We start from the raw sequence: 26,997 nt of genomic DNA, 5'->3' as shown, positions 1-26,997 counted from the left end.
CCGGTCCCGTTCACCCGAAGGAGGAAACCGCAGGTCAGGCGATGCGGTCCAGCACGATCGGGGTGGCCTTGAAGTCGGTGCCGGCCGCGCCGATGTCGTACGAGCCCTCGACGGCCTGGAGCGCGTAGTCGAAGCGGTCCGGGGTGTCCGTGTGGAGGGTCAGCAGGGGCTGGCCCGCCGTGACGGTGTCACCGGGCTTGGCGTGCAGCTCGACGCCCGCGCCGGCCTGCACCGGGTCCTCCTTGCGGGCGCGTCCGGCGCCCAGGCGCCAGGCAGCGATGCCGATGTCGTACGCGTCGAGGCGGGTCAGCACACCGGAGGCCGGGGCGCTGACGACGTGGGTCTCGCGCGCGGTGGGCAGCGCGGCGTCCGGGTCGCCGCCCTGCGCGGCGATCATGCGGCGCCACACGTCCATGGCGGAGCCGTCGGCGAGCGCCTTCGCCGGGTCGGCGTCCTTGATCCCGGCCGCGTCGAGCATCTCGCGCGCCAGGGCGATGGTGAGCTCGACGACGTCGGCGGGGCCGCCGCCGGCGAGGACCTCGACGGACTCGCGGACCTCCAGGGCGTTGCCGGCGGTCAGGCCGAGCGGCGTCGACATGTCGGTGAGGAGCGCGACCGTCCTCACTCCGTGGTCGGTGCCGAGGCCCACCATCGTGGAGGCCAGCTCACGGGCGTCCTCGATGGTCTTCATGAAGGCGCCGGTGCCGACCTTCACGTCGAGGACCAGCGAACCGGTGCCCTCGGCGATCTTCTTGGACATGATGGAGGAGGCGATGAGCGGGATCGCCTCGACCGTGCCGGTGACGTCGCGGAGCGCGTAGAGCTTCTTGTCGGCGGGGGCGAGTCCGTCGCCGGCCGCGCAGATGACCGCGCCCGTGGTGTCGAGGACGTGCAGCATCTCCTCGTTGGACAGCAGCGCGCGCCAGCCCGGGATCGACTCCAGCTTGTCCAGGGTGCCGCCGGTGTGGCCGAGGCCGCGTCCGGAGAGCTGGGGCACCGCGGCACCGCAGGCGGCGACGAGCGGGGCCAGCGGAAGGGTGATCTTGTCGCCGACGCCGCCGGTGGAGTGCTTGTCGGCGGTCGGGCGGGACAGGGAGGAGAACTCCATGCGCTCGCCCGAGGAGATCATCGCGGCCGTCCAGCGGGCGATCTCACGGCGGTTCATGCCGTTGAGCAGGATCGCCATGTTGAGCGCGGCCATCTGGTAGTCGGCGACCTCGCCGCGGGTGTACGCGTCGATGACCCAGTCGATCTGCTGATCACTGAGTTCGGCACGGTCCCGCTTGGTGCGGATGACGGAGACGGCGTCCATGGCCATGGCGTTCCTTCCGAAAGATGAGCGGCCCCTCCCCGGCGTCAGCCGGTCGGAGGGGCCGCGGGGCATTACTTGGTGAGATGGCCCGGCCCGAAGGCCTGCGGCAGCATCTCGGACAGGGGCACGAGCCCTAGCGGTGTCTCCAGGATCAGTTCCTCGCCGCCGAACTCGAACAGAAGCTGCCGGCAGCGTCCGCACGGGACGAGGATCTCGCCCTGACCGTCGACACACGTGAAGTGCGTCAGCCGGCCGCCTCCGGTGGCCCGCAGTTCGGAGACCAGACCGCATTCGGCGCACAGGCCGAGGCCGTAGGAGGCGTTCTCGACGTTGCAGCCGGAGACGATCCGGCCGTCGTCGACGCGGGCGGCGGCGCCGACGGGGAAGTCCGAGTAGGGGGCGTACGCACGGCTCATCGCCGTACGGGCCACCTCCCGCAGCTCCTCCCAGTCGACGTCCGCGGACTGCGCGCCGGCGGCCGTCACTTCCCCTGTCCCTTCCGGTACGGCAGGCCGTCCGCCTTCGGCATGCGCAGGCGCTGCGCCGACAGGGACAGGACGAGAAGGGTGATGACGTACGGCGTGGCGGAGACGATCTGGCTGGGCACCTCGTTGGTCGTGGCGTACCAGAGGAACACGAGGCCGCCGATGACCAGGGTGATGACGGCGGACACGTACTTCTTCTTGACCGCGAGCCAGATCGCGCCGATCACGAGCAGGATGGCGCCGAGCAGCAGCAGGGCGTGGACGTTCTCGGAGCCGCCGCGCAGGTTGAGGCTGTCGGTGTAGCCGAACAGGACCGCGCCCAGGGCGAGCCCGCCGGGCATCCAGTTGCCGAAGATCATCGCCGCGAGACCGATGTAACCGCGGCCGGCGGTCTGGCCCTCCAGGTAGAAGGGGTTGGCGACGATGGAGAGGAAGACACCGCCGAGGCCGGCCAGACCGCCGGAGATGATCACGGCGATGTACTTGTACTTGTAGACGTTCACGCCGAGCGACTCGGACGCGACCGGGTTCTCGCCGCAGGACCGCAGGCGCAGGCCGAACGGGGTGCGCCACAGGATCCACCAGGTGGCGGGGATCAGCGCGATGGCGATCAGGGTCAGCCAGGAGACGTCGGTGACCAGACCGCCGAGCAGACCCGCGATGTCCGAGACGAAGAACCAGCCCTTGGAGTTCAGGGTGGTGAGCCAGTCGGAGAGCCCTGGCACGGTGAACTGGCCGAGCGACTCGACCGGCGGGGACTGCTTGGCCGAGCCGCCCGGGTGGCCCACGAAGGCGAGCGGGGAGAGGTAACGGGTGACGCCGAGCGCGAGGATGTTGATGGCCACACCGGAGACGATGTGGTTGACGTTGAAGGTGACCGTGATGATCGCGTGCAGCAGACCGCCGACGGCGCCGCCGATGATGCCGACCAGGATGCCGGTCCACGGACCCCACTGGTAACCGGCCCAGGCGCCGAACCAGGTGCCGAGGATCATCATGCCTTCGAGGCCGATGTTGACGACGCCGGAGCGCTCGGCCCACAGACCGCCGAGACCGGCCAGGCCGATCGGGACGGCCAGTTCGAGCGCGGTCGACATCTGGCTGACGTTGGTGATGCCGTCCGCGCCGGTGATGATGCGGACGATCGAGGTCAGCGCCAGGGCGCCCGCGATCACCAGCAGGAGGACGGAGAGCGACATCCGGCGGCCCTTGGGAGCCCCGGGCTGAAGCGTGGGCTGGTTGACGTCGGTCGCGGTGGTCATCGGCCCGCCACCTCCTTCTCGGTGTTGTCGGTTCCGCCGAGGACGTTGCCCGCGGCGAGTTCGGCGCCGACGCGGCGCTGCTGGCGGCGCAGACCCCACTCGCGCACGGCCTCGTAGGAGACGACGACCGAGATCACGATCAGGCCCTGCATGATGACCGCGATCTCCTTGTCGTACCCGTGGAAGTCGAGTTCGGGCGAGGCCTTCTCCAGCCAGGCCCACAGCAGGGCCGCGAAGGCGATGCCGACGGGGCTGTTGCGGCCGAGCAGCGCGATACCGATACCGAGGAAGCCGATGCCGGTCGGGAAGTTCAGGCTGTACGTGTGGGTGTCGCCGAGCAGGATCGGCAGACCCGCGAGACCGGCGATGCCGCCGGAGAGCAGCATCGCGGTGAGCACCATGCGCTTGGGGTCGACACCACTGGCCGCGGCGGCGGACTCGGAGGCGCCGGAGGCGCGCAGGTCGAAGCCGAAGCGGGTGCGGTTGAGGACGATCCAGTAGCCGATGCCGAGGACCACGGCGAGAATGACCAGGCCGTAGATCTCGCCCGCGTCGCCCATGCTGAAGCCGGGGATCCAGCCGGACTTGTGCATCTCGCCGGTGGTGTTGTTGTTGCCGAGCTTGACGCCGAAGACGTCGGGCAGCCACAGGTAGGCGATGACGGAGGTCGCGATCGCGTTCAGCATGATCGTCGCGACGACCTCGCTGACCCCGCGGGTGACCTTGAGGACACCGGCGATACCGGCCCAGAACGCGCCGGTGCAGATGGCGGTCACCATCAGCAGCGGGACCTGGAGCACGGCCGGCAGCGCGACGTGCGCGCCGACGATCGCGGCCATCATGGCGGCGAGCTGGTACTGGCCGTCGACACCGATGTTGAACAGGTTCATCCGGAAGCCGATGGCCACCGCCAGCGCCGCGATGTAGTACAGCGAGGCCTGGTTGATGATCAGGACCTGGATGTCGGAGTACGTCGCCTGCTGGAACATGATCGTGTACGGCTCGATCGGGTTCTTGCCCGAGGCGAGCAGCACGATCGAGGTCAGCGCCACGGCGACGACGAGCGCGATGACCGGTCCGGCCACCCCGAGGAGCAGGCGCTCCTTGTCGAACTTCTTCATCAGCGGGCCTCGTCTTCCGGGGCGTCCGCCGGGTTCTCGGCGGGCTCTTCGAGCTCGGCCGCTTCGGCGAGCTCCTCGTTCTCCAGGTGTCCGGAGGCGGCACCGGTCATGGCCGAGCCGAGTTCCTCCGGGGTGATGGTGGCCGGGTCCGCGTCCGCGACCAGCTTGCCGTTGTAGATCACCCGGAGCGTGTCGGACAGGCCGATGAGCTCGTCCAGGTCCGCGGAGATCAGCAGGACGGCGAGTCCTTCGCGGCGCGCCGCGCGGATCTGGTCCCAGATCTGCGCCTGCGCGCCGACGTCCACACCACGGGTGGGGTGGGCGGCGATCAGGAACTTGGGCTTGTGGCTCATCTCGCGGCCGACGATCAGCTTCTGCTGGTTGCCGCCGGACAGGGAGGCCGCGGTGACGTCGATGCCGGGGGTGCGCACGTCGTATTCCTCGACGATGCGGCGGGTGTCCTGCTGGGCGCCCTTGATGTCGATCCAGATGCCCTTGGCGTTGGGCGTCTCGGTGACATGGCCGAGGATGCGGTTCTCCCAGAGGGGGGCTTCCAGGAGGAGGCCGTGGCGGTGGCGGTCCTCGGGGATGTAGCCGATGCCGTTCTCGCGGCGCTTGCGCGTGGACAGCCCGGTGATGTCGTCGCCCGCGAAGCGGATGACACCGGCGTCGGCGGCCTTCAGGCCGATCAGCGCGTCGATGAGCTCGGTCTGGCCGTTGCCCTCGACACCCGCGATGCCCATCACCTCACCGGCGTGGATGGTGAAGGAGACGTGGTCGAGCACGAGCCGTACTTCGCCGCGCTCCACCTGGTCCATGAGCAGGGCCGCCGAGCCCTTGCCCATCGACACCGAGCCCTTGGCGAAGACCGTCAGGTCCTCGACCTCGATCACGGCCCGGTCGGTGACGGTCGACTCGGAGGTCTCGGGCGTGGGCAGTTCGCTGCCGACCATCAGCTCGGCGAGCTGACGCGGGGTCGTCTCGGACGGCACGGCGGTGCCGACCGTCGTACCGCGCCGGATGACCGTGATGTCGTCGGCGACGGAGAGGACCTCGCCCAGCTTGTGCGAGATGAAGATGACCGACAGGCCCTCGGCCTTGAGTTCGCGCAGGTTGTCGAAGAGCGCGTCGACCTCCTGCGGCACCAGGACGGCGGTGGGCTCGTCCAGGATCAGGATGCGGGCACCGCGGTAGAGGACCTTGAGGATCTCCACGCGCTGCCGTTCGGCGACGCCGAGCTCCTCGACCAGGACGTCGGGGCGGACCCCGAGGCCGTAGCGGTCGGAGATCTCCACGATCTTGCGGCGGGCCTTGGCGCCGATCCCGTACAGCTTCTCGCTGCCGAGGGTGACGTTCTCCAGGACGGTGAGGTTGTCGGCCAGCATGAAGTGCTGGTGGACCATGCCGATGCCGCGGGCGATGGCGTCGCCCGGCGACGAGAAGGTGACCTGTTCGCCGTCGACGGCGATGGTGCCCTCGTCCGGCTTCTGCATGCCGTAGAGAATCTTCATCAGCGTCGACTTGCCGGCGCCGTTCTCGCCGACGAGGGCGTGCACGGTGCCCTTGCGGACGCTGAGGTGGATGTCGTGGTTGGCCACGACGCCGGGGAATCGCTTCGTGATCCCGGCGAGTTCGACGGCGGTCGCCTGACCGTTGACCGCGTCGGCCGGAGGGCTGCTGGACGCGTTGATGGCGCACTCTCCTGAGGGAAAGGGGGTCGTCTACGCGCGTAGCGCCCCTACGGCAACGAAAGGGGCCACAGGCCGCGAGAACGGGATACGTGGAGCAAGACTCCTCGTATCCCGTTGAGCGGACGTAACCCCGCGGTTACCAAGCGGCTCCGGGGCAGAACGGGCGCCTCCCCGTGCCGGCCGGCACGAAGACTTGCCCGAACTTCCCCGGGACCGCATTGGCTGCTCCTGAGGTACTGCTCGTCAGCTGGTCTTGACCTTGATCGCACCGCTGATGATCTTCTCCTGGGCGGCCTTGACGGCGTCCTGGATCGCGGTGTTGCTCTTGTAGGCCGGGTTGGAGTCGGCCAGGCCGACCTCACCGGACTTCAGATCGCCCCGAACGATACCGCTCTCGGGCTTGCCGTCCTCGACCGACTTCGCCAGGTTGTAGACCGCCTTGGCGACATCCTTGGTCGCGGAGGTCAGGATCGAGTCCTTGTACTTGGCCAGCGCCTCCTGGAGGTACTGGTCCGAGTCGACGCCGATCGCCAGGACCTTCTTGGCGGAGGCGGCCTCGATGACACCCTGACCGGACAGACCGGCCGCGGCGTAGACGACGTCGGCCTTCTTCTCGATCTGGCCCTCGGCGGCCGTCTTGCCCTTGTCGGGGCTGGAGAAGCCACCCTCCTGGGCCGTCTGGGTGAGGTACTGCGAGAGGACCTTGACGCCGGGCTTGGTGTCCTTGACGCCCTGCTCGAAGCCCGCCTCGAACTTGTGGATCAGCGGAACGTCCACGCCGCCCACGAAGCCGACGGTGTTGGTCTTGGTGGCCTTGGCGGCGGCGACGCCGGCCAGGTACGAGGCCTCCTGCTCCGAGAAGACCAGGTCCGCGACGTTCTTCGCCTCGACGGTGGAGTCGTCGACGATGCCGAAGGTGGTGTTCGGGAACTTCTCCGCGGCGGCCTTGACGGCCGGGCCGTAGGCGTAACCGATGCCGATGACCGGGTTGAAGCCCTGCTTGGCCAGGGAGACCAGACGCTGGGTCTTGTCCGCGTCCGTCTCACCGTCGGTGGGCTCGACGTCGGCGGTCTCGTACTTGAACTCGCCCTTCGCCTTCTTCAGACCCTCGAACGCGGCGTCGTTGAAGGACTGGTCGCCCTTGCCGCCGACGTCGTACGCGATGGCGAGGCCCTTGTTGCCGCCCTTGGAGTCCGAGGAGTCCGAGGAGGTCGAGGTGCCGCCGCAGGCGGACAGAGCGAGGGCGAGAGAGGCGGTCGCAGTGCCTGCGAGCGCGATGCGGGTAACCCGGCGCATTACATGTGCTCCTGTCGTACAGCGCCGTACGGTTCAGCTTCGGCGCTGGCTTCGCCGCAGATTAACGCGCGTAGACCAACTAGAAAACCCCTTCTGTCCACCTTGTTATCCGGCTGTGCTCGACGCCACGTGCCCACGGGCCCGGGACACGCCGATCGCGAAGGAGAAGTGGCGGAGGGTGACCTCGCGAGTGGCCTGGGAGCGGACAGCGGAACGGGCGGGCACCTGGGGTGCCCGCCCGTTCCGCTGTACTTCGATCGTGTCGGCCGCCCGCCCGGGCGGGAAGAGACGGTCCGGAGGCGGGCAGGGCCCGCCGCGGTCGCCGCCGCTCACACGACTACGAGGTCTTGACTACGAGGTCTTGACCTTGATGCTGCCGTCGACGATGGCCGCCTTGGCCTTGTCCACAGCGGCGGTGAGACCGGCGATCTCCGCCATCTTCGGGTTGCTGTCGGCGAGGCCGACACCGTTGACCTTGAGGTCGAAGGTCTGCGTGCCGTTCAGCGGCTTGCCGTCGTGGACCGACTTGGACAGCGCGTAGACCGAGCCGCCGACGTCCTTGAGCGCGGAGGTCAGGATCTTGTCCTTGTACTTGGCCAGCGCTTCCTGCTTGTACTGGTCGGAGTCGACGCCGATCGCCCACACGCCCGCCGCGGAGGCGGCCTCGATGACACCCTGGCCGGAGAGACCGGCCGCGGCGTACAGGACGTCCGCGCCCTTCTCGATCTGGCCCTCGGCGGCGGCCTTGCCCTTGTCGGGGCTGGAGAAGCCACCCTCGGCGGCGGTCTGCGTCAGGTACTGCGAGAGGACCTTCACGCCGGGCTTGGTGTCCTTGACGCCCTGCGTGTAGCCGGCCTCGAACTTGTGGATCAGCGGAACGTCCACACCGCCGATGAAGCCGACGGTGTTGCTCTTGGTGGCCTTGGCGGCGGCGACACCGGCGAGGTACGAGGACTCCTGCTCGGCGAAGACCAGGGAGGCCACGTTCTTGCCCTCGACGACCGAGTCCACGATGCCGAAGGTGGTCTTCGGGAACTTCACGGCCGCCTTCTCCAGCGCGGGGCCGTAGGCGAAGCCGATGCCGATGACCGGGTTGTAGCCCTGCTTGGCGAGCGACTCCAGACGCTGCTGCTTGTCGGCGTCCGTCTCGTTGTCGGTGGGCTCGACGTCGGCCGTCTGGTAGCCGAACTCCTTCTTCGCCTTCTCCAGGCCGGAGAACGCGGCGTCGTTGAAGGACTGGTCACCCTTGCCGCCGACGTCGTACGCGATGGCGAGGCCCTTGTCCCCGCCGCTCTCGCTGCTGCTGCTGCTGTTGCTGTCGCTGCTGGTCCCGCCGCAGGCGGTGGCGGCGAGTGCGAGCGACGCGACCCCCACCGCGATTCGGGTCAGGTTGGCTATCCGACGCATCTGAAGTTCCCCATTCTCCAAAGCCCCGCAGTGGGTGCTGAGTTCGGCGCACATTAACGCGCGTAGACCGTCCAGGGAACGGGGTTCCGCCTGGCCGTTATCCATTCGTGCCGGTGGCCGGTTACGTCCTTGTGAACCACGCGGCCGAAAGCCGTGTTCGGGGACGCAGTGCCCACCACGGCCGTCACGGGGCGATTCCGCAGAACGGACCCCCTGTGACGGAGCGGATGGTCACCGCATCACGGAGTGACTGTTGTCGAAGAACTGCCGACCACGCTACTGCCGGGGAGCGGGGGACGCGACCGGAGTCACCCAGCCGTGTCCCGCCGCCCTCACGCCCTAGGTCAGCGACTGGTCGAGGAGGGCCGCGGCGGTGAACATCTCGACGCCGACCGTGATCGCGTGCTCGTCGGCGTCGAAGTCGCCCCGGTGCAGATCGCGGGTGGTCCGGTCGCCGGGACGTCGCACGCCGAGCCGGGCCATCGCGCCGGGCACGTGCTCCAGGTACCAGGAGAAGTCCTCGCCGCCGAGGCTCTGCTCGGTGTCCTCGATGGAGTGCGCGCCGCGCCGGGCGGTCATGGCCTCGCGGAGCAGTTCGGTGACGGCCGGGTCGTTGACGACCGGCGGGACGCCCCGGATGTAGTTGATCTCGGACTTGGCGCGGTAGAGGTTCGCGATCTCGTCGATGGCCGCGTGCACGAGGTCGGGGGCGGCCCGCCAGGCGTCGAGGTCCAGGCAGCGGATCGTCCCGGACAGTTCGGCGTGCTGGGGGATCACGTTGCAGGCGTGCCCCGACTCGATGCGTCCCCAGGTCACCGCGAGCCCGCTGCGGGCGTCCACGCGCCGGGCGACGAGCGCCGGCACGTCGGTCACGACCCGCGCGGCGGCGGTGACGAGGTCGGTGGTGAGGTGGGGGCGCGCGGTGTGGCCGCCGGCGCCGTCGAGTGCGACTTCGAGCCGGTCGCACGCCGAGGTGATGGCGCCGTGGCGCAGTCCGATGCGCCCCGCGTCGACCTTCGGGTCGCAGTGCACGCCGACGATCCGCCCGACGCCTTCGAGCACGCCCGACTCGATCGCGTCCGGGGCACCGCCGGGCAGCACCTCCTCCGCGGGCTGGAAGATCAGCCGGACACGCCGGGGCAGCAGGCCCCGGGCGTGCAGGTCGGCGAGGACGAGACCGGCGCCGAGCACGACCGTCGTGTGGATGTCGTGGCCGCAGGCGTGGGCGCGGTCGGGCACGGTCGAGCGGTACGCGCAGTCACTCTTCGTGTCCGGGATGGGCAGCGCGTCGATGTCGGCGCGCAGCGCCAGCATGGGGCGTACGTCGTCCGCGTCCCCGATGTCACAGATGAGTCCCGTGCCGATGGAGAGGACCCGCGGCTTCAGGCCCGCCTGCTCCAGGCGTGCCTTGATCGCCGCGGTGGTGCGGAACTCCTGGTTGCCGAGCTCCGGGTGCATGTGCAAGTCGCGACGGAACGCGACGAGTTCGGCGCGCAGTGCCTCGGGCAGCGCGCCCGGGAGCAGCGGCTCCCCGGGGAGATCGGCCTCGGACTCTCGGGACATCAGTTGGTTCACCCTTTGAAGGGTAGGACGATCGGGCGGCCAACTAACCCACGATCAACAAAAGTTCAGCCCGTTAGGGGAAGAAAATCTGGCCGCGCGGCGCATGGTCGGCTACGAGGATGGGTACACTCGCCCGGCTCTTCGGGCGTTTGGATCTTGAACGGGTGCGGTGACCGGCTGTGATCCGACTCGTCGGCGGCGTCCGCCGATGTGCACCGGAGAAGGCCCGGGGTTACCGGGATCGTTCCCCTTCATGGTCTCCACGGTCTCACACCGACGCGCCCGGATCCCGGCGAGGTCGCCGTCTCCGGCCATTTTCGGGTCACGTTCCGTCATGAGGCCCGGCGTGTCGGCGCCGGTGCCGGGCGGACGCCACGGGCCCGGGCCGGGCGGGACCGTTCACGCTCCCGGCACGGGGGTGCGGGAGCCGCGCCGGCCCGCCCGGGGGGCGGGCCCGCCTCGGCGCGCGTGGGGCGGCGCGGGCGGGCCTGCGCGGGCGTGGTCGGGACGGCGGCCCGGTGCGGGCGGGGTCGGCGCGGACGGGTTCGGTGCGGGCGGACGGGCGGGCGGGCGGGCGGCTCAGCCGAAGCGGCCTGCCACGTAGTCCGCGGTGCGCCGGTCCTTCGGGGTGCCGAAGATGTCGGTGGTGGGGCCGTGCTCGACGATGCCGCCCGGGGTGCCCTGTTCGGCGAGGAAGAAGGCGCACTGCTGCGAGACGCGGGCCGCCTGCTGCATGTTGTGGGTGACGATCACGACGGTCACCTCGCCGGCGAGTTCGTGGATGGTCTCCTCGACGCGACGGGTGGACGTCGGGTCGAGCGCCGAGCACGGCTCGTCCATCAGCAGGACCCGGGGCCGTACGGCGAGAGCGCGGGCGATGCACAGACGCTGCTGCTGGCCTCCGGAGAGCGCGCCGCCGGGCTGCCGCAGCCGGTCCCGGACCTCTTTCCACAGGCCGGCCCGGGCCAGGCTCTCCTCGACCAGCTCGTCCTTCTCCCGGCGGCCCGCGCGGGTGCCGGTCAGACGCAGGCCCGCGACCACGTTGTCGTAGATCGACATGGCCGGGAACGGGTTCGGCTTCTGGAAGACCATGCCGATCCGGCGCCGGGCCTCGGTCAGCCGGCGCTCGGGGGCGTAGATGTCCTCGCCCTCGAAGAGCACCTCGCCGGCCATCGCGGCGGAGGGGATCAGCTCGTGCATCCGGTTGAGGGTGCGCAGGAAGGTCGACTTGCCGCAGCCGGAGGGGCCGATCAGGGCGGTGACCTGTCCGGCGGGCATCGTGAGGGACACGCGCTCCAGCACCAGGTGGCTGCCGAACCAGGCCGACACCTCGCGCGCGTCGAGCTCGGCGGGGGCGGCCACGGGCCGGGCCGGGAACGTCCTGTCCGACGGGACGGGCGGCAGCGCGACGGTGTCGGCCGCGGCGGCCCCCGGGTCGATCACGGCGGTCGCGCCGGCCGGCGCACGGCCGGTCCCGGCGATGGCGGCCGGCACACTGCCGGTCGGGGCGGTCTCGGTCGCGGCGTTGTCACGCGCGGCGGTCGCATCGGTCACGTCGGGCACCTCATGGCGGGATCGGGTCGGGCTCGGCTGGGTCACGGGGGTGGGGCCGGTCGGCGGTGTCACATCAGGTTCGGCAGCAGTTCGGTGACGCGGGTCGCGACCTGGAGGCCGAGAACGGCGCCGACCGGGGCGAACACGATCCAGGTCTGGTGGCGGCCCCAGCGGTGCCAGGCCCACACCGCGGCGACCGCCACGGCGATCAGCGCCTGGAGCCACATCACCAGCGGCCACGGCACTCCGCCGGGCCTGGCCAGCGGCTGTTCGGACTCGGGGAGCGTGCCGGAGCGGATGACCGCGGCGGGGGTCTGCGCGGGTGCGGAGACCAGCTCGGCGTCGACGCGCAGCACTCCGCCGGGCATGAAGTCCGGCCCGGTGGCCGTGAGGAGGACCATGCGGCCCTTGCCCGCGTCGAGCGGGGCGGGCGCCGGGTCACCGGCGCGCCGGACGCCGAAGACCCGGTACTTCGCCTTGCCCTGGCCGGTGGTCACGCTGAACGTGTCGCCGGCGGCGAGTTCGTCGAGGTGTCCGAAGGGAGCGCCGTACGCGGCGGCGCGGCCCATCAGCACGCTGGTGCCGGCCTGCCCCGGCATCGGGGTGTCCCTGCGGTGGCCGGGGCCGTCGGTCATGACGCCGGAGTCGGTGCCCTCCAGGACCACCTCACGCACGTGCAGGGCGGGGATGTCGACGATCGCGACCGGGGTACCGGGGGCGAGCAGGTCGCCCTGCTGGTCGGTCTGGGCCACCGGGGCGGTGCCCAGGGCCAGCTGGGCGCGCAGGGAGTCGTACGCGGTGTGCTGCGCCGTTCGTTCCTGGAGACCGCTGACGAACAGGAGCTGCGCGGTGAGGCCGAGCAGCAGAGCCGCGAGGGTGAGCAGGCCGCCGCGGGCGAGGTGCCGGACGGCGGTGACGCTCCGGACGACCGGCCGCGGCGCGGGTGTTGCGAGCGTGGTCTGTACGGCGACCGTCACGGCTGCGCGTCTCCTTCACTCAACTCATGGAGCGGGTGGGGCGGGAAGGGGTCCCGCCGGGGAACGCCGCGCTGGGCGCCCCCGGCGGGGTACTGCCTGTGGTGCTCGGCAAGCCGTGGATCAGGTGGACTTGATCTTGAAGTTGGCGCCGTTCTTCGAGTTCACGGTGGTGGAACCCACGTACCAGGCGTGCAGGGTGTGCGTGCCGCGGGACAGCTTCGGCAGCTTGATCGTCACCTTGCCGCCGCTCAGGGTGCCGGTGGCGATGACGCGCGAGCCCTCGTAGATGCGGACCGTGCCGGCCGGCGTGGTGCCGGTCGCGGTGACCTTGACGGTGACCTTGGCCTGCGAGAGGTGGCTGATCGAGGCCGGCGCCGTGGTGGTGACGCTCGGGGCCGCCTTCGAGACGGTCAGCGAGACGGTCCCGTTGGACGTCAGCAGCTTGCTGTTGCCCGCGTACGACACCGTGAGGCCGTGCTTGGCGACCTTGAGGTGGCTGGAGAGGCTGACGGAGACCTTGCCGGTGCTGTCCAGGGTGCCCGTGCCGAGGGTGGTGGTGCCCTCCTTCACGGTGACCGTGCCGGTCGGGACGACACCGTGCGTGCCGGTGACCGTGACGGCGACCTTCGGGGTCTTGCCGTACGCGGTCGTCGCGGTCGTCGCCTTCAGGGCGGTCGTGTACTTGATGTCGCCGGTCCAGGTGGCGGCGGCACCGTTGCCGTTGAGGTTGGCGGCGGAGACCGTGGCCGTGTAGCGGCCGAGGGCCAGACCGCCGAAGGTGTACGTCAGGGTGCCGGCCGGGAGGTCCTTGACGGCCACGACGGCGCCGTCCGAACCGGTCAGCGTCACGCGGTAGTCGGTGACCGGGAGGCCGGTGGCGGACGGGGCGGTCCAGTTCAGCCTGACGCTCCCGTCGCCGCGGGTGCCGCTCAGGGCCGGCGCGGCCGGGGTGGAGGCGTCGACGCCGGACTCCTCCAGGCCGCCCAGCTTGGCGTGCCTGGCCGGGTTGACCGAGCCGTTGTAGGACTCGTTCACGAAGCCGAACTTGGCGATGACGCCCTCGGCGGCGTCGGAGGCGAGGGCCGCCTCGTGGGTGCCGCTGGTGACGAAGACGTCGTAGAGGTCCTTGTCGAAGAAGATGCCGGCCGGGTCGATCGCCCGGGTCGGGACGACGTTGTAGACGTCGCGGCCGAAGGTGGCGTTCTCGTAGTAGGCGCCGACCGGGGCGAGCTTGCCGTTCACGGTGGCGACCGGGGTGGTGGCGCCCTCGTCACCGGGCAGCTGCACGGCGGCCAGGCGGGCGCCGGCGGCGGCCGCGGTGGTGCTGAAGTCCGGGGAGACGCCGTTGTTCTGGGCGATCCAGCTGCCCACCGAGAACGGGACGAGCGTGCCGTCCGCGTCGAGGGCGCCGTTGGCCTGGTTCTCCTGGACGGTCGCGACGTTCGGGGAGAGCGTGGCGTCGGTGAGGCCGATGGCGCCGAGGAAGAACTTGCGGGTGCCGGAGCCGCTCTGCGGGATCTTCGGGTGCACGGTCTGGCCGTTCACCTCGGTCAGCGTGCCCGAGTAGATGTCGTGGAGCTGGTCGACGGTCAGCGTGTTCAGGGCCGATCCGTGGACCGCGACGCCGACCGCGTCACGCGCGAACGGGATGTAGGTGAAGGCGGTGCCGGAGGTGCTCGGGCCGCTGGAGGAGCGGGCGAAGTCGACCTGGCCCTTGATGGAGACGCCCGAGCTGTCGGGGAACTTGTCGCCGGTCAGCGACATGCTGAGGGCGAGGCGGCCCTTGCCGGAGCCGTTGGGGCGCTGGAAGGTCGGGCCGCCCGCGCGGGTCTGGATGTTCGAGGTGGTGGAGCCGGTGCCGGGCTCGATCGCGTCGTAGGAGGCGACGCCCGCGCCGCTCGCCGCCTTCACGGCGGTGTCGGCGTAGGCCTTGCCGTTGACCGTGTCACCGGCGAGGGCGTTGAGCACGTCCTGGGTGGTGTCCGAACCCACGCCGACCAGCTTGCGGAAGGTGCCCGCGGGGGTGGGGTCGGCGGACGCCGGGCTCGCCAGAGCCAGCGTGCCGGACACCACGGCGGCGGCGACCATGGCCGCCGAAAGGCGCATCGTGCGCATTGAGAGTCTCCAGAGGGTGTGCGACGTGACGTCGGGAGGATCTGGCAGGGTGGTACGGGCCGTCCGCCCCGACTGCCTTTCGGGGCGGACGGCCGTCTGTGGGGAGCGCGGGCCCGGCGGGCCCGCGCTCCGCGAGCTCAGCTCCGGCCGGAGGGCAGCCGCCTGCGCAGCCACTCGGGCAGGGTGAACGCGGGGATGGTCACTCCACGGCCGCCGGGCAGCGGGACGCGCAGCGGAAGCCGCAGCCTGCCGCCGCCGGCGAACGGCGCGCCGATGCCGGCGAAGGCGCCGAGCGCGGCACCGACCGGGACGGCGTACCGCAGGGAGTTGGCCGGGTCGTCGGGCGTGGTGCCCAGCGCGGTGGTCTGTACGGCCTTGCCGCCGTCGTAGGACGCCGCGGCGCTCGGCTTCGTGCTCGCGCCGGCGCTCGGCGTGGCGCCGCTGCCGCCGGCGGCGCTGCCGCCGTCACCGCCCGTGGAGCCGCCGGTGCCGGCGGAGCCCGCTCCGCCGCCGGAGCCGGCGGAGTCGCCGCCGCCCGTGGTGCCGCCGTTCGAACCGCCGGAGGTGTCCGAGCCGCCCGAGGGCGTCGGGCTGGGGGCGGTGTAGTGGACGAGGGCGTCGGCGGCCTCGGTCGCCCTGGTGCGCAGGGCGGCCGGGAGCGGGGCGTAGCCGGCCGGGAGCAGGCCCGGGTCGGCGCCGCTGGTCTGTCCGTCACCCGCGGCGTACCGCAGCAGGGCCGCGTAGTCCTTGCGGGCGGCTGTGTCGATCCCGGCGGGTCGGACGGCCGCGTAGACGAGCTGGGCGAGCGGGTAGGCGCCCTCCGCGGCGGCCGTGGCGGGGGTGATCTCGGGGGCTCCGGTGCCGGTGGCGCCGTCGGACGCCGCGGCCAGGGACGCCGCGGCGGGGCCCACGAACTTGCCGGCGGTGTTGCGCAGCCGGGCGGTCTGCAGGCCGTAGCGCGCGGCGGAGGCCGCGTCGGTGACCGTGATCACGAACCGGGAGCCGACGGTCTGGGGTCCCGGGCTCTTGAACGCGGGCGGGTTGGCGAGCGCGTCCCAGCTGGACTTCCAGAGGGTGTCGGCGCGCCGGGTGTGCAGGGCGCCGGAGTGCATGTCCTCCACGTAGGGGTGGAAGTCGGTCATGCACTGCTTGATCGTGGCGTCGGTGCCCGGCGGGATCGCGCACCAGGGGTCGCTCTTGGGGTAGTCGTCGGCGCTCGCGGGGTCGAAGGCGATGCCGGTCGGGTTACGGGACGCGGTGGTGCTGTAGTACGGGTTGACCTGGGTGCCCCAGTCGTCGGCGTCACCGGCCAGGAAGCCCCGGGCGTCCTTGTCGGCGAGGATCCACTGCCACAGCGCGCGGGCGGAGTCGCTGTGCCCGAGCGAGGTGATCAGGTCGGTGTCGGTGGACGGGGTCTCGGAGACCGACAGGTCCGCGAACTCGGGGTTGAGGGAGATGAACTCGGGGTCGCCGGCCAGGCCGGCGGGGTTGGTCCTCGCCCAGCCGTAGCCGGTGGCCGTGTTGTCGCCGAGCACCGCCCCCCAGGGCGAGTTGCGGTACGACTCGGTGAGCAGCTTGGCGACCAGCCGCGGGGTGAGGTCGACGGACTCGACCTTGGTGCCCGCGAGTCTGCGGACGGAGTCCGGCGCGCCCGCCTTGGGTCTGCGTTCGACGGTGAAGCCGATGACCGTTCCGGAGAGCGCGACGGGCGCGTACACGGTCGGGTCCGAGGGAGCTGTGGTCCCCGTGTCGGCTCCGAGGGCGCGGGTGGTGAAGGCGAGTCCGGATGAGCCGTCGGCGGTGAGGCGGGCGCGGGTGTCCGGCTCCCCCAGCTCGGTGTAGCCGTACACCGTGCCGGTCGGGCACAGGGCCGCCTGCCAGCTGGTCATGGCGTCGGCGGCGAGCTCGCTGCCGGTGGTGGCGCGTTCCTTCGCGCCGAGCGCGCAGTTGGTGCCGACCGGGTTGAACCCGAGCGGGATCGCGACGCGGTTCCGCCAGTTGGTGGAGGAGACCGGGGAGCCGGCGTTGACCTGGCTGTGGTCGGCGTACGGCTCTCCGTCCAGGTCGAGGTGGCCCTGCGGGACGATGACCAGCCAGCAGGAGCGGGGCCTGGTGCCGCCGTTGGCGGTGACCGGCAGACCGCAGCCCAGGTGCGGGGCCTCGTTGGCGGTCTGTACCTCGAAGTACTCCTTGCCGGTGCCGTCGGCGCCGGTGCGGGCGAAGTCGACCTCGTTGGTGGTGTTGCGGTTGAAGAAGGCGTTGTTCTGGGTGCCGGAGGTGATCACCGTGCCGTCGACGGACTTGAAGGGCACCTCGCCCGGGGCGTTGGGGTTGGCCGCCCCGTACCGGTTGTCCTGGCCGTAGTTGGTGGGGTCGGCGCTGTAGAAGACCTTGCGGGTGTCGTCGTAGTCGTTGCCCGGCCAGCTGCCCCGGTCGGTGGTCGGGGAGGCGCCGTACTGGCACTGGGTGCGCGCGGGGCCCGGGTTGGACGGCACCGTGCCGTCGTCGTCGCCCCAGCACTGCATGATCTGCACGAAGTCGGTGTTGAACGACGTGCCCGCGAAGGTGGTCGGGGTGCCTCCGGACCAGGAGACCGTGATCGCCTGACTGGTCAGGTGGGTGGTCTGGTCGACGGTGAACCTCAGGTCCTCGAACTCGCCGCGGCCGGAGACCGTGACGGCCGAGGAGGTGGCGTCCGCGCTGCCCGCGGCGGACGCGGGGGCGGCCGTCTGGGCCACGCCGAGGCCGGCGAGGGCGCCCACGGCGGCTCCGGCGACGACGCGCAGGAGCAGCCGTCGTACGCGGAGCAGTGCTCTCCCGCGTGTCCGCGGGCTCGTGGCCGCGGGTCTCGGGGTGCGGGGTCCTGTGCTGCGGGAGTTCATCGCTTGCGCCCCTCTCCGGCGTCCTTGCCCGCGCCTCGCCCGGCGATCGCCCGGGACACCACGGAGGGCAGCAGGACGAGCCCGAGGACCAGGAAGGCCGCGATCAGCATCAGCGTCTGGGTGCCGGTCCAGCCCTGGCTGCCGGCCACGGAGACCGGCTGGGCGAGCGCGATGGTGTCGTTCACCGCGCCGGTGCCGCCGCTTCCGCCGCCCGGGGAGCCGGTTCCCGAGCCACCGCCGGTGCCGGGCGACAGGGTCTGTCCGGTGTCCGGGTCGACGACCGGTTCGGCGCTGCCGCCGGTGCCGCCGGTACCGCCCGTCGCGGCTGTGCCACCGCTGCCCGTACTTCCGCCGGTGGTGCCGCCGTCGGCCGAACCACCGCTGGTGGAACCGCCCGAGGCGGAGCCGCCGCCCGTGGAGCCCGAACCGCCGGTGCCGCCGCCCGCCTTGGCGCCGCCGCTGCCGGTCGTGCAGGCCGGGGCGCCCTTCTTGTCGCAGGCGGCCGGGTAGGGAGCGGTGTCGGCGAGCTTGTTGTGCCCGTCGTTGGAGAAGGTCGGGTTGTTGCAGCCCTTGAGGTTGATGCTCTGGGCCTGCACGCCCGGGATACGGCGGATCTGGTCGAAGCCCGCCTTCACCAGGTTGATCGGCAGGGGCGAGTAGCCGAGCGAGGGGGCCTGCTGCTGGCCCTGGCACATGAAGTAGTACGAGAACGCGCCGAGCGTCTTGCCCTTGGCCTTGGTGAAGGTGCCCTGCACCTTCAGGGGCAGGATCATGTACGAGTAGCTGGACAGCGGGTAGTTGCGCTTGTCGGAGTCGTTGTAGACACCGTCGAGCTTCTGGGTGAGGTAGTCCGCGGAGTTCCTGTCGGTGTTGATCTTCGCCTTGAGCAGCGAGACCGCGACGTTCTGCGGGGTCGGCTCGGTGTAGTAGCCCGCGTGGTTGAGGACCTTGGCGACCGGATAGTGCGCGTTCAGGGCGTACGAGTAGTTGACGTACCCGATCGCGCCCTCGCCGTAGTTCTGGGCGACGTAGCCCGCGACGCCGAGGTCGCCGGACTGGGCGATCATGCCGGAGACGGTCGGGTAGTACGAGGTCTGCCCGCAGGCTCCGGAGCGGCCGACCTTGCGGCAGTAGGCCTGCCACAGCGACTTGTGCTGGTTGGCCATCCACATCGTGAACTGGGCGGTGGAGCCCGAGCCGTCGGAGCGTACGACGGGGACGATGGTGCGGTGCGGGAGCTGGAGCCCCGGGTTGTCGGCCTTGATGACCGGGTCGTCCCAGGTCTTGATGACGCCGGTGAAGATCTTGGTGACCACGTCGCCGGACAGCCGCAGGTTGGTGACCCGCTTGCCGTTGACGGTCAGGTGGTACATGAAGACGGTGCCGCCGGCCACGATCGGCATGTAGGCGTACGAGCCGGACGCGGGCCGTTCGGCGGCCGAGCCGTCGGTCGGGTGGGTCTGGAACGGGATGTCCGAGACCGCGAAGTCGACGGTGCCGCTGAGGAACTGACGGCGGCCGTCGGAGGAACCGGTGCCGGCGTAGCTGATCCGCATGCCGTACTGGTTGACGGCACGGCGCCATTCGTCGACGGCGTTCTCGGCCCAGGTGGAGCCGGCGCCGGATATCGGCGTGTAGCTGTCGGCGGCGGCCGGGGCCGCCAGCGGACCGGCCAGCAGCGCGGCGATCACGCCGAGCAGCGCGCCGAACGTCCCGAGTGCCCGCAGGCGCCCGAGGGCGGAGTGGAGGTGGCTGCGCATCAGTCGGTCTCTCCGGTGGCGGGGGCGGACAGGGCGGTTCCCGTGGGGGGCGGTCCCCCGGGGCCGTCGAACAGGGACAGGCCGGGCCCGTGCAGGTCCTCGAAGCGCTGTACGTCCTGCCGTGAGGCGCGGGCGGTACGGCGGGCCTGGCGCTTGGTCTGGTGACCGGGGCCGCGCCCGCCGATCACCCGGGCGACGACGAACAGCACCAGGACGAGGGCCATCAGGACGGCGGCGGCGCCGAAACCGCGGGCGATCATCGTGGGCTCGGGCGACTTGACGAAGTTGAAGACCGCGAGCGGCAGCGAGACCATCGGCCCGCTGGTCGGGTCCGCGTTGAGCGCGGCCGTGAAGCCGGCGGTGAGCAGGACGGGCGAGGTCTCGCCGATTCCGCGGGCGGTGCCGAGGATGACGGCGGTGGCGAGGCCGGACCGGGCGGTGGGCAGCACGACGTGCCACACCGTGCGCCAGCGCGGCGCGCCGAGCGCCTCGGCCGCCTCGGTGAGGTTGCCCGGCACCAGACGCAGCACCACGTCGGAGGCCCGGATGACGATCGGCAGCATCATCACGCTGATCGCGAAGCCGGCCGCGAGGCCGGACTTCTGCATACCGAGGCCGAGGATCCAGGTGGCGTACACCATCAGACCGGCGACGATCGAGGGCAGCGCGGTCATCGCCTCGACGATCGTCCGGACGAACCGGGAGAACCGGCCCGGGATCTGGTTCAGGTACACGGCGCAGGCGAGGCCCAGCGGCACGGTGATCGCGAGGGCGATGGCGATCATGGTGAGGGTGCCGAGCATCGCGTGGGCGATGCCGCCGTGGGTGAGCGGGTCGAGCGGGCCCGAGGCCTGCATGTCCTCGGTGAAGAAGTTGCCGTGCGGCAGGGCGTCCTTGCCGCGCCAGCCGGTGAAGCCGACGACCATGAACAGGCCGGAGAACAGCAGCGAGGCCGCCGTCCACAGCACGACCGTCATGACCCGGTCGCGTACGGCCTGGCCGTCCTCCTCCAGGCCGGTCAGCACCGCGTAGATCGCCAGGAAGACGAGGTAGGCGGTGACGGTGAAGCCCAGCGTGCCCGAGAACGGGGCGAGTTGGCCGAACAGCAGGACGGTGGCGCAGAGTCCGGAGGCGGCGGCGCCGCACAGGGCCAGCACCCCGGAGCGGCTGACGCCGCCGATGCGGCGCGGCCGGAGGGGCTCCGGCGCGTGCCGCGCCGGCTCCACCGCGATGTCCGCGGGCGCCGGCGCGGGGTCGTGGACGCCGGACGGGGACGTTTCCTCGATGACGGTCATCTCATGCCTCGCTCTGCGCGCCGGAGCGGCTGCGGGCCACCACGGAGGAGGCGGTGAAGTTGACCGCCAGGGTGAGCAGGAACAGCGCCAGGCCGGCCGCCATCAGCGCCGACATACCGAAGGTGGAGGCGTCGCCGTAATGCAGGGCGATCAGCGAGGAGACCGAGTTCGAGCCGGTCTGCAGGACGTGGAGCTGGATGGTGAAGACCGGCGAGATGATCATGTACACCGCGATCGTCTCGCCGAGCGCCCGGCCGAGCCCCAGCATCGTGCCGCCGATGATTCCGCCCTTGCCGTACGGCAGGACGACCGCGCGGATCATTCCCCAGCGGGTGGCGCCGAGCGCGTAGGCGCCCTCGCGTTCGCCCGCCGGGGCCTGCGAGAAGACCTCGCGCATCACCGAGCACTGGATCGGCGCGACCATCAGGGCGACGACGATCCCGGCGATGAAGGTGGAAGCCGTGTAGACGCTTTCCGACGCGAGCGGTTCGCCCGGCTGGGCACCGTCCACCTGGAACAGGGGGATCCAGCCGAACCAGGTGGAGAGCCAGCGCGACAGGCCGATCACGTGCTGCTGGAAGAAGAACAGCCCCCACAGCCCGTACACCACCGAGGGGACGGCCGCCATCAGGTCGACCATCGACACCAGGGTGCGGCGCAGTCTGGGCGGGGCCACGTCGGTGATGAACAGGGCGGTCCCGACGGCGAGCGGCACGGAGATCGACACCGCGACCAGGGCGATCAGGACGGTGCCGGTCATGACGGCCGCGATGCCGAAGTTGTGGACGTCCGGCTGCCATGCGGCGGTGGTGAGGAAGGCGAAGCCCCGGGCGCGCAGCGCCTGACCGGCCCTCAGGAGGAGGAAGAGTCCGACCCCCGCCATGACGGCCAGGACGGCGATGCCGGTGGCGGTGAGCTGGTAGCGGAACACGCGGTCACCGAGCCCGCGGGCCGCGTCGAGCCGCCGGGGAACAGGCGCGCGGCCCACCGCCTCGGACCCCGGCCCGGCCGGCTCCGGTCTGCCGGACGTCGATCCCTCGGACCCGGATCCCCCGGACTCGGATCCCCCGGACTCGGATCTCCCGGACTCGGTTCTTCCGGACTCCGGTCTGTCGGACTCCGGTCTGTCGGACTCCGGTCTGTCGGACTCCTCTTGCGCGGACGCCACGTGCTGCCCCCCACTCCGAAACGGAATCCCCGCGCGACCGACGGCCGGTACCGCGCGCTGCGATTCAATGGCCGGATCGTGTCGCCCCAACGCGTGCGTTGTGGAGAACCGGTGAACAGCACACGGCTGTTCGGTGCGTTCGTCGTGGAGGATGGGCGGAGGGCTGCCCGATGATGCGCATAGATCGCGGTATGGACCAACGGAAGAGCCCGGCGCGGTGCGCCGGGCTCTGAACGCCTGAATGTACGTGTGGCTTGAACTGGTTCCCCGACAGGCAACGTTCGCCCTGTCGGGGCACTAGATGGTGGATACCGCCGAGAGACGGTGGACGTCCCGGGCGGTCCCGGTGACCCCGGACAGGAAACCCTGGGCGCGCGGAGAGGCGTTCTCCGTCAGCCAGCTCGGGTCGATGTCGCAGACCGCGACGCGCACCTCGGTGCCGGCCAGGGCGAGCGGCAGGGTGTGCACGACCGTGGAGGGGAAGCTCAGAATCGTCCGGCCTATGGGGCCGCGCCGGGCGATCAGTTCGAGCGGCAGGTCGGGACGGACGATCTCCAGACCCGTCTCGACGGCCAGCCGGTGCAGCTTGTCGGAGCTCTCCCGGCGGTGCGCGAAGTAGCGGGTCGCGCCGTGCGCCTTGGCGAGCGCGCGGACGGCGTCCAGATAGCGGTCCGGGTCGACCACGCCGGTCTCGACCAGCGAGGTGCCGACCATGTCCGCGCTCTTGGTGATGCGCGGCGGGCCGAACCGGGCCCGGGTCCAGGAGAAGTCGTTGGCGGTGATCGTGACGCCGTCCGGCGCCGATTCGATCGGCATCGAGGAGAAGACCTCGACCGTACGGCGCTCGCTGGGCGTCAGCCGGCGGCGGGCCGAGGCGGACACGGGAGCGAAGAGCACGTCCCGCGGGCCGGGGCGGCCGCCGCGCCGGTGCCAGCGCACCAGGCGTTCACCGCGGGCGAGCTGGGCGACGAACTCCATCGTCGCCGTGCCGTCGTCGACCACGACCAGGTCGCGCGCCCTGGTGATGGTCAGCAGGAGCTGCACATAGCGGGAGAACGGGTCCCCCATGACGATGCGCCGGGCCCGGCGCAGCATCGGCGCCAGTCCCCCGATGGTGTGGAAGGGGGCCGTGGTGCCGCCGCGCGCCTCCTCCCAGCGGACCGCGTGGCCCTCGTCGCGGGCCAGCTCCGCCATCCGGCGGAGCTGACCGCGGGTCATCGGGTCGTTGGGAGACAGGACGACGAGGGTGAGCCCCGCGCCGGGCGCCGCACCGTTGTGGGCGTGTGCGTGCGCCCACTCCAGCACGTTCAGGAGCTGTACCGGACTCTCGACGAAGGCGAGAGTGGTGGAGCCGGCGGAACCGGCGCGGGGGCTCATCGACGTACGACCGTCCCGTCGTAAGGAATTCAGGGTGTTCAGACCGAGACGGGCTCGCCCGCGGCCGCGGCGATCTCGGCCTCGGCGACGACGCCCGTGACGCGGCGCAGCTTCTTCATCGGGCCGAGCTCGGAGTCGTAGACCTTCTTGACACCGTCGCCGAGGGAGGCCTCGATGGTGCGGATGTCGCGGACGAGGCGGGTCAGGCCCTGCGGCTCGACGGAGGCGGCCTGGTCGGAGCCCCACATCGCGCGGTCGAGGGTGATGTGGCGCTCGACGAAGGTGGCGCCGAGGGCGACCGCGGCCAGCGTGGTCTGCAGGCCCGTCTCGTGGCCGGAGTAGCCGATCGGAACGTTCGGGTACTCGGCCTGGAGGGTGTTGATGACGCGGAGGTTGAGCTCCTCGGCCTGCGCCGGGTAGGTCGACGTGGCGTGGCACATCAGGATGTTGTCGCTGCCGAGGACCTCGACCGCGTGGCGGATCTGCTTCGGCGTCGACATGCCGGTGGAGAGGATGACCGTGCGGCCCGTGGCGCGCAGCGAGCGGAGCAGCTCGTCGTCGGTCAGCGAGGCGGAGGCGACCTTGTGGGCCGGGACGTCGAACTTCTCCAGGAAGGCGACGGCCTCGGTGTCCCACGGGGAGGCGAACCAGTCGATGTTCTTGCTCTTGGCGTACTCGTCGATCTGGCGGTACTCGTCCTCGCCGAACTCCACGCGGTGGCGGTAGTCGATGTAGGTCATGCGGCCCCAGGGGGTGTCGCGCTCGATGTCCCACTGGTCGCGCGGGGTGCAGATCTCCGGGGTGCGCTTCTGGAACTTGACGGCGTCGCAGCCGGCCTCGGCGGCGGCGTCGATGAGCTTGAAGGCGTTCTCGAGCTCACCGTTGTGGTTGATGCCGATCTCGCCGACGACGTAGACGGGGTGGCCGGGGCCGGCGGTCTTCGAACCGAAGGTGCGCAGACGGGAGTTGCTCATGGTGAAACGTTCCTTACTTGTCGAGGGAGTCGAGAGAAGGGCCGAGGATCCAGCTGGCGATCTCTCGGATCGCGCCGTCGCCGCCGGGGACGGTGGTGACCGCGCGTGCGGCGCCGCGCACGACGTCGTGGGCGCTCGCGACCGCCACCGGCCAGCCCACGAGGGCGAAGCAGGGGAGGTCGTTGACGTCGTTGCCGACGTAGAGCACGCGCTCGGGCGCGATGCCCTGTTCCTCGCACCACTGCTTCAGTGCGAGGTCTTTCCGGTCGATGCCGTGCAGGACCGGAATCTTGAGCTTCCGGGCCCGGGCCGCGACGACCGGGTTCTGTTCCGTGGACAGGATCAGCATCGTCAGCCCGCTCTTGCGCAGGGCGGCGATACCGAGTCCGTCCCCGCGGTGCACGGAGACGAACTCCCGTCCGTCGGAGTCGATCAGCACCCTGTCGTCGGTCTGGGTGCCGTCGAAGTCGAGGACGACCGCGTCGATGTCTTCGGCGGTCGGGAGGGTGCCGGGCCGGTTCGCGTCGAAGAGCGGCGCGAGGGCCCGGGCGCGGGCGAGGTCGTGCGGGTCGTCGATCTCCAGCACGCGGGCCGGGTCGGTGCGCACGAGTTCGGTGCGGCCGAAGAACCGGTACTTCGCGACGCGGAAGCCGGCGGCCTCCATGGCGTAGACGGCACCGGTCTCCAGGAGGTCCTGGGGGCGGTCCTGGCGGCGCGGGCGGAAGGACTTGTCGTGGTTGACGCCGTAGCCGCCGCTGACGGCGGTCTCCGCGACCAGGACGCCGGTGCCGCCGTCGACGGTCGCGCGCTCGGTCCCGGCGGCCACCGGGGCCGTGGGCTCGTCGTCGCCGTCGCGCCACACGAAGCCGTGGAAGGGGGCCACGGTCAGCGCCGTGTCCGCGCCGTTCTCGACAATCGCGTCCACGACCCCGTCCACGTCCTCGCGGATGATGAACGGGCTGGTGCACTGGACGAGCAGGACCACGTCGACCGGGGAGCCGTGCAGCGCCTCGTGGGTGTCCATGGCGTGCAGGACGGCGGCCTCGGAGGTGGCGGTGTCCCCGGCGATGGCGGCGGGGCGCAGCACGACCTCGGCGCCGGCCTGGCGGGCGGCCGCCGCGATGGCCTGGTCGTCGGTGGAGACGACGACGTCCGTCACGAGGCGGGCCGCGCGGCACTCGCGCACCGCGCGGGCCACCAGCGGCACACCGCCTACGGGCAGGAGGTTCTTGGCGGGCACGCCCTTGGAGCCGCCGCGCGCGGGGATCACCGCGAGCACGCGGCGCACCGGCGCGGCCTGGCCCGCTTCGGAGTTGGTCATGCGCTGTTCTCCTTGACGAGGGAGGCGAGGGAGTCGTGGGGGGCGGAGGGCCGCGGGCTGCCCGCTGTCGGGGCGCTCACAGTTCGCCCATCCGCCGGATCACCGGTGCCACGCGCTGGACGCCGTGGCGGTAGGCGCCGCGGGCGGCCCGGCGCACGAACTGCCGTACGGGGCTGGGTTCCCGGTCCGCAGCCGGGGCACCGGGCAGCGGGCCGCCGTCCGGGCCGAGGTGGTGGCGGGCGAGGATGCCGGGCAGGTAGCCGGGCGCGGTGACGGGGGTGTAGTAGGGAGCGAGGGGCGGCAGCTCGTCCGCCGCCAGCAGCCCGGTGATGCGCAGTCGCGCCGCGTCGAAGGCGGTCTCGTACGATCCGTCCGCGGCGACGCCCTGCCGGGCCACCCACTCCGGGTCGGGCACCGGCCGGTGCCCCGCGTCGAGCTGGTCCCAGGAGGCGAGGCAGCCCGAGCCCACGAAGTGGTGGTTGCCGAGCGCCTCGCGCACCCCGAGGTCGCTGAGGACGACGGTGGGGATGCGCCGGTGCAGGGATTCCAGGGCGGCGGTGGAGCTGATGGTGACGAGCAGGTCGGTGCGGTCGAGGACGTCACCCATGTGCCCGTACACCAGCCGGAAGTTGGCCGGCGGATCCGCCTTCTGCACCAGTTTCTGGTACGGCAGCTCCTCGATGTGCGTGGTGTGTTCGCCCGGCTTGGAGCGCAGCTTGAGCAGGACCTCGCGGTCCGGGTGCAGCCGCGCGTGGCCGATGAGCCGGTCCAGCAGGTACGTACGGTCCTTGCGGCTCTCCGGCACGGAGGGCTGGGCGGCGAAGACGACCGTGTAGGGCCGTCCCGGCCGCGCGGACGGGTCGTGCTCCGCGTACGCGGCCCCGCCGAGGAAGGGCAGCGCGACCTCGGTCACCGACCCGGCGTCCGCTCCGACCCCCTCGTACACGGCCCGGAAGCGGTCCGCGTCCTGGCGGGAGTTGGCGAGGACGAGGTCCGCGCCGTGCCGCAGGAGCAGCCCGTCGGCGAGCTTCTCGTAGACGACGCCGACATAGCCGGTGACGACCAGGGGCCGCTTCGCCCGTCCGTCCCAGGCGCGGGACAGACCGTGCAGGACCGCCTGGACGGCACCGCCGACCAGGGCGAGGACGACCACGTCGTAGACGTCGTCCTCCTTGCCCAGCTCGCGCAGGAACTCGAGGGCGGTGACCTCGCGGAGGGAGTCCGCTCGGACGCCGACCTCTTCGAGCTGGCGGGCGGTCGGGGTGGCACGGCCGCGCAGGAGGAATCCGTCGAGGCGGATGTCCGATCCTGCGGGGGAGACGCGGTTCGCGGTGAGCGATCCCCACTTCCACCGGGTGTCGGAATCCGCGAGGACGGCCACTCGCAGCGACTTCGAGGTACTTGCTGGCACGTCCTAGACGCTAGGAAGCCATTCCG

The 26,997-nt window shown here is 71.3% G+C and carries 19 protein-coding genes; all 19 read right to left on the bottom strand.

Going from position 1 to position 26,997, the window contains the following annotated elements; genetic code table 11:
* Window positions 1-34 precede the first annotated feature (34 nt).
* Window positions 35-1,318: a thymidine phosphorylase gene (locus ACFYW9_RS26050; protein WP_351868586.1), complete on the bottom strand. Its 1,284-nt coding sequence runs from the start codon at window positions 1,316-1,318 to the stop codon at window positions 35-37.
* A 65-nt stretch (window positions 1,319-1,383) separates the two neighbouring features.
* Entirely contained in the window at window positions 1,384-1,797 is a 414-nt protein-coding gene (locus ACFYW9_RS26045) for a cytidine deaminase (protein WP_389154874.1), read from the bottom strand.
* Window positions 1,794-3,059, bottom strand: a complete 1,266-nt coding sequence (locus ACFYW9_RS26040) for an ABC transporter permease (protein WP_351868580.1) — start codon at window positions 3,057-3,059, stop codon at window positions 1,794-1,796. The genes ACFYW9_RS26045 and ACFYW9_RS26040 overlap by 4 nt, the downstream gene beginning before the upstream one ends.
* Entirely contained in the window at window positions 3,056-4,180 is a 1,125-nt protein-coding gene (locus ACFYW9_RS26035; protein ID WP_389154869.1) for an ABC transporter permease, read from the bottom strand. The genes ACFYW9_RS26040 and ACFYW9_RS26035 overlap by 4 nt, the downstream gene beginning before the upstream one ends.
* Window positions 4,180-5,871 (bottom strand): ABC transporter ATP-binding protein, encoded by a 1,692-nt coding sequence (locus ACFYW9_RS26030; RefSeq protein ID WP_389154938.1) that lies wholly within the window; start codon window positions 5,869-5,871, stop codon window positions 4,180-4,182. Before ACFYW9_RS26030 ends, ACFYW9_RS26035 begins: the two co-directional genes overlap by 1 nt.
* 243 nt (window positions 5,872-6,114) lie before the next feature.
* Window positions 6,115-7,167 carry a BMP family ABC transporter substrate-binding protein gene (locus tag ACFYW9_RS26025; protein ID WP_351868575.1) on the bottom strand — a complete coding sequence of 351 codons (1,053 nt, stop codon included), beginning with the start codon at window positions 7,165-7,167 and terminating at the stop codon, window positions 6,115-6,117.
* 351 nt (window positions 7,168-7,518) lie between these two features.
* Entirely contained in the window at window positions 7,519-8,574 is a 1,056-nt protein-coding gene (locus ACFYW9_RS26020) for a BMP family protein (RefSeq protein WP_389154865.1), read from the bottom strand.
* A gap of 339 nt (window positions 8,575-8,913) precedes the next feature.
* Complete coding sequence (locus tag ACFYW9_RS26015; protein WP_351868570.1) at window positions 8,914-10,137, bottom strand: M20 family metallopeptidase; 1,224 nt, start codon at window positions 10,135-10,137, stop codon at window positions 8,914-8,916.
* Between the two features lie 579 nt (window positions 10,138-10,716).
* Window positions 10,717-11,499 (bottom strand): phosphate ABC transporter ATP-binding protein PstB, encoded by a 783-nt coding sequence (gene pstB / locus ACFYW9_RS26010; RefSeq protein WP_351868656.1) that lies wholly within the window; start codon window positions 11,497-11,499, stop codon window positions 10,717-10,719.
* A 260-nt stretch (window positions 11,500-11,759) separates the two neighbouring features.
* Complete coding sequence (locus ACFYW9_RS26005; protein ID WP_389154861.1) at window positions 11,760-12,668, bottom strand: sortase; 909 nt, start codon at window positions 12,666-12,668, stop codon at window positions 11,760-11,762.
* Window positions 12,669-12,788: 120 nt separating this feature from the next.
* Window positions 12,789-14,783 carry an Ig-like domain repeat protein gene (locus ACFYW9_RS26000; RefSeq protein ID WP_389154858.1) on the bottom strand — a complete coding sequence of 665 codons (1,995 nt, stop codon included), beginning with the start codon at window positions 14,781-14,783 and terminating at the stop codon, window positions 12,789-12,791.
* A gap of 137 nt (window positions 14,784-14,920) precedes the next feature.
* Window positions 14,921-17,665 (bottom strand): hypothetical protein, encoded by a 2,745-nt coding sequence (locus ACFYW9_RS25995; RefSeq protein ID WP_389154855.1) that lies wholly within the window; start codon window positions 17,663-17,665, stop codon window positions 14,921-14,923.
* Entirely contained in the window at window positions 17,662-19,425 is a 1,764-nt protein-coding gene (gene pstS / locus ACFYW9_RS25990) for a phosphate ABC transporter substrate-binding protein PstS (protein WP_389154852.1), read from the bottom strand. Before pstS ends, ACFYW9_RS25995 begins: the two co-directional genes overlap by 4 nt.
* A complete protein-coding gene (pstA, locus tag ACFYW9_RS25985) occupies window positions 19,425-20,720 on the bottom strand; it encodes a phosphate ABC transporter permease PstA (protein WP_389154849.1) in 1,296 nt (431 codons plus the stop codon). Before pstA ends, pstS begins: the two co-directional genes overlap by 1 nt.
* Window position 20,721: 1 nt before the next feature.
* Window positions 20,722-21,708 (bottom strand): phosphate ABC transporter permease subunit PstC, encoded by a 987-nt coding sequence (gene pstC, locus ACFYW9_RS25980; protein WP_389154846.1) that lies wholly within the window; start codon window positions 21,706-21,708, stop codon window positions 20,722-20,724.
* A 477-nt stretch (window positions 21,709-22,185) separates the two neighbouring features.
* Window positions 22,186-23,265, bottom strand: coding sequence for a hypothetical protein (locus ACFYW9_RS25975; protein WP_328671067.1), 1,080 nt, complete (start codon window positions 23,263-23,265; stop codon window positions 22,186-22,188).
* Between the two features lie 38 nt (window positions 23,266-23,303).
* Window positions 23,304-24,239 carry an N-acetylneuraminate synthase family protein gene (locus tag ACFYW9_RS25970; protein WP_351128175.1) on the bottom strand — a complete coding sequence of 312 codons (936 nt, stop codon included), beginning with the start codon at window positions 24,237-24,239 and terminating at the stop codon, window positions 23,304-23,306.
* Window positions 24,240-24,252: 13 nt separating this feature from the next.
* Window positions 24,253-25,560, bottom strand: a complete 1,308-nt coding sequence (locus tag ACFYW9_RS25965; protein WP_389154841.1) for a cytidylyltransferase domain-containing protein — start codon at window positions 25,558-25,560, stop codon at window positions 24,253-24,255.
* A gap of 76 nt (window positions 25,561-25,636) precedes the next feature.
* On the bottom strand, window positions 25,637-26,971 hold the full coding sequence (locus ACFYW9_RS25960) for a DUF6716 putative glycosyltransferase (RefSeq protein ID WP_389154838.1): 1,335 nt from the start codon (window positions 26,969-26,971) through the stop codon (window positions 25,637-25,639).
* Window positions 26,972-26,997: the final 26 nt, after the last annotated feature.

Source organism: Streptomyces sp. NPDC002698 (assembly GCF_042888945.1).
In the GTDB taxonomy this organism is placed as follows: domain Bacteria; phylum Actinomycetota; class Actinomycetes; order Streptomycetales; family Streptomycetaceae; genus Streptomyces.
This window is presented reverse-complemented; position numbering and strand designations above follow the sequence as displayed.

Excerpts from the sequence above, each read along its gene's own strand:
- ACFYW9_RS26050 (WP_351868586.1), bottom strand. The coding sequence starts at position 1,318 with ATGGCCATGGACGCCGTCTCCGTCATCCGCACCAAGCGGGACCGTGCC.
- ACFYW9_RS26040 (WP_351868580.1), bottom strand. The coding sequence starts at position 3,059 with ATGACCACCGCGACCGACGTCAACCAGCCCACGCTTCAGCCCGGGGCT.
- ACFYW9_RS26035 (WP_389154869.1), bottom strand. The coding sequence starts at position 4,180 with ATGAAGAAGTTCGACAAGGAGCGCCTGCTCCTCGGGGTGGCCGGACCG.
- ACFYW9_RS26025 (WP_351868575.1), bottom strand. The coding sequence starts at position 7,167 with ATGCGCCGGGTTACCCGCATCGCGCTCGCAGGCACTGCGACCGCCTCT.
- ACFYW9_RS26020 (WP_389154865.1), bottom strand. The coding sequence starts at position 8,574 with ATGCGTCGGATAGCCAACCTGACCCGAATCGCGGTGGGGGTCGCGTCG.
- ACFYW9_RS26015 (WP_351868570.1), bottom strand. The coding sequence starts at position 10,137 with ATGTCCCGAGAGTCCGAGGCCGATCTCCCCGGGGAGCCGCTGCTCCCG.
- ACFYW9_RS26000 (WP_389154858.1), bottom strand. The coding sequence starts at position 14,783 with ATGCGCACGATGCGCCTTTCGGCGGCCATGGTCGCCGCCGCCGTGGTG.
- ACFYW9_RS25995 (WP_389154855.1), bottom strand. The coding sequence starts at position 17,665 with ATGAACTCCCGCAGCACAGGACCCCGCACCCCGAGACCCGCGGCCACG.
- pstS (WP_389154852.1), bottom strand. The coding sequence starts at position 19,425 with ATGCGCAGCCACCTCCACTCCGCCCTCGGGCGCCTGCGGGCACTCGGG.
- pstA (WP_389154849.1), bottom strand. The coding sequence starts at position 20,720 with ATGACCGTCATCGAGGAAACGTCCCCGTCCGGCGTCCACGACCCCGCG.
- ACFYW9_RS25975 (WP_328671067.1), bottom strand. The coding sequence starts at position 23,265 with ATGAGCCCCCGCGCCGGTTCCGCCGGCTCCACCACTCTCGCCTTCGTC.
- ACFYW9_RS25970 (WP_351128175.1), bottom strand. The coding sequence starts at position 24,239 with ATGAGCAACTCCCGTCTGCGCACCTTCGGTTCGAAGACCGCCGGCCCC.
- ACFYW9_RS25965 (WP_389154841.1), bottom strand. The coding sequence starts at position 25,560 with ATGACCAACTCCGAAGCGGGCCAGGCCGCGCCGGTGCGCCGCGTGCTC.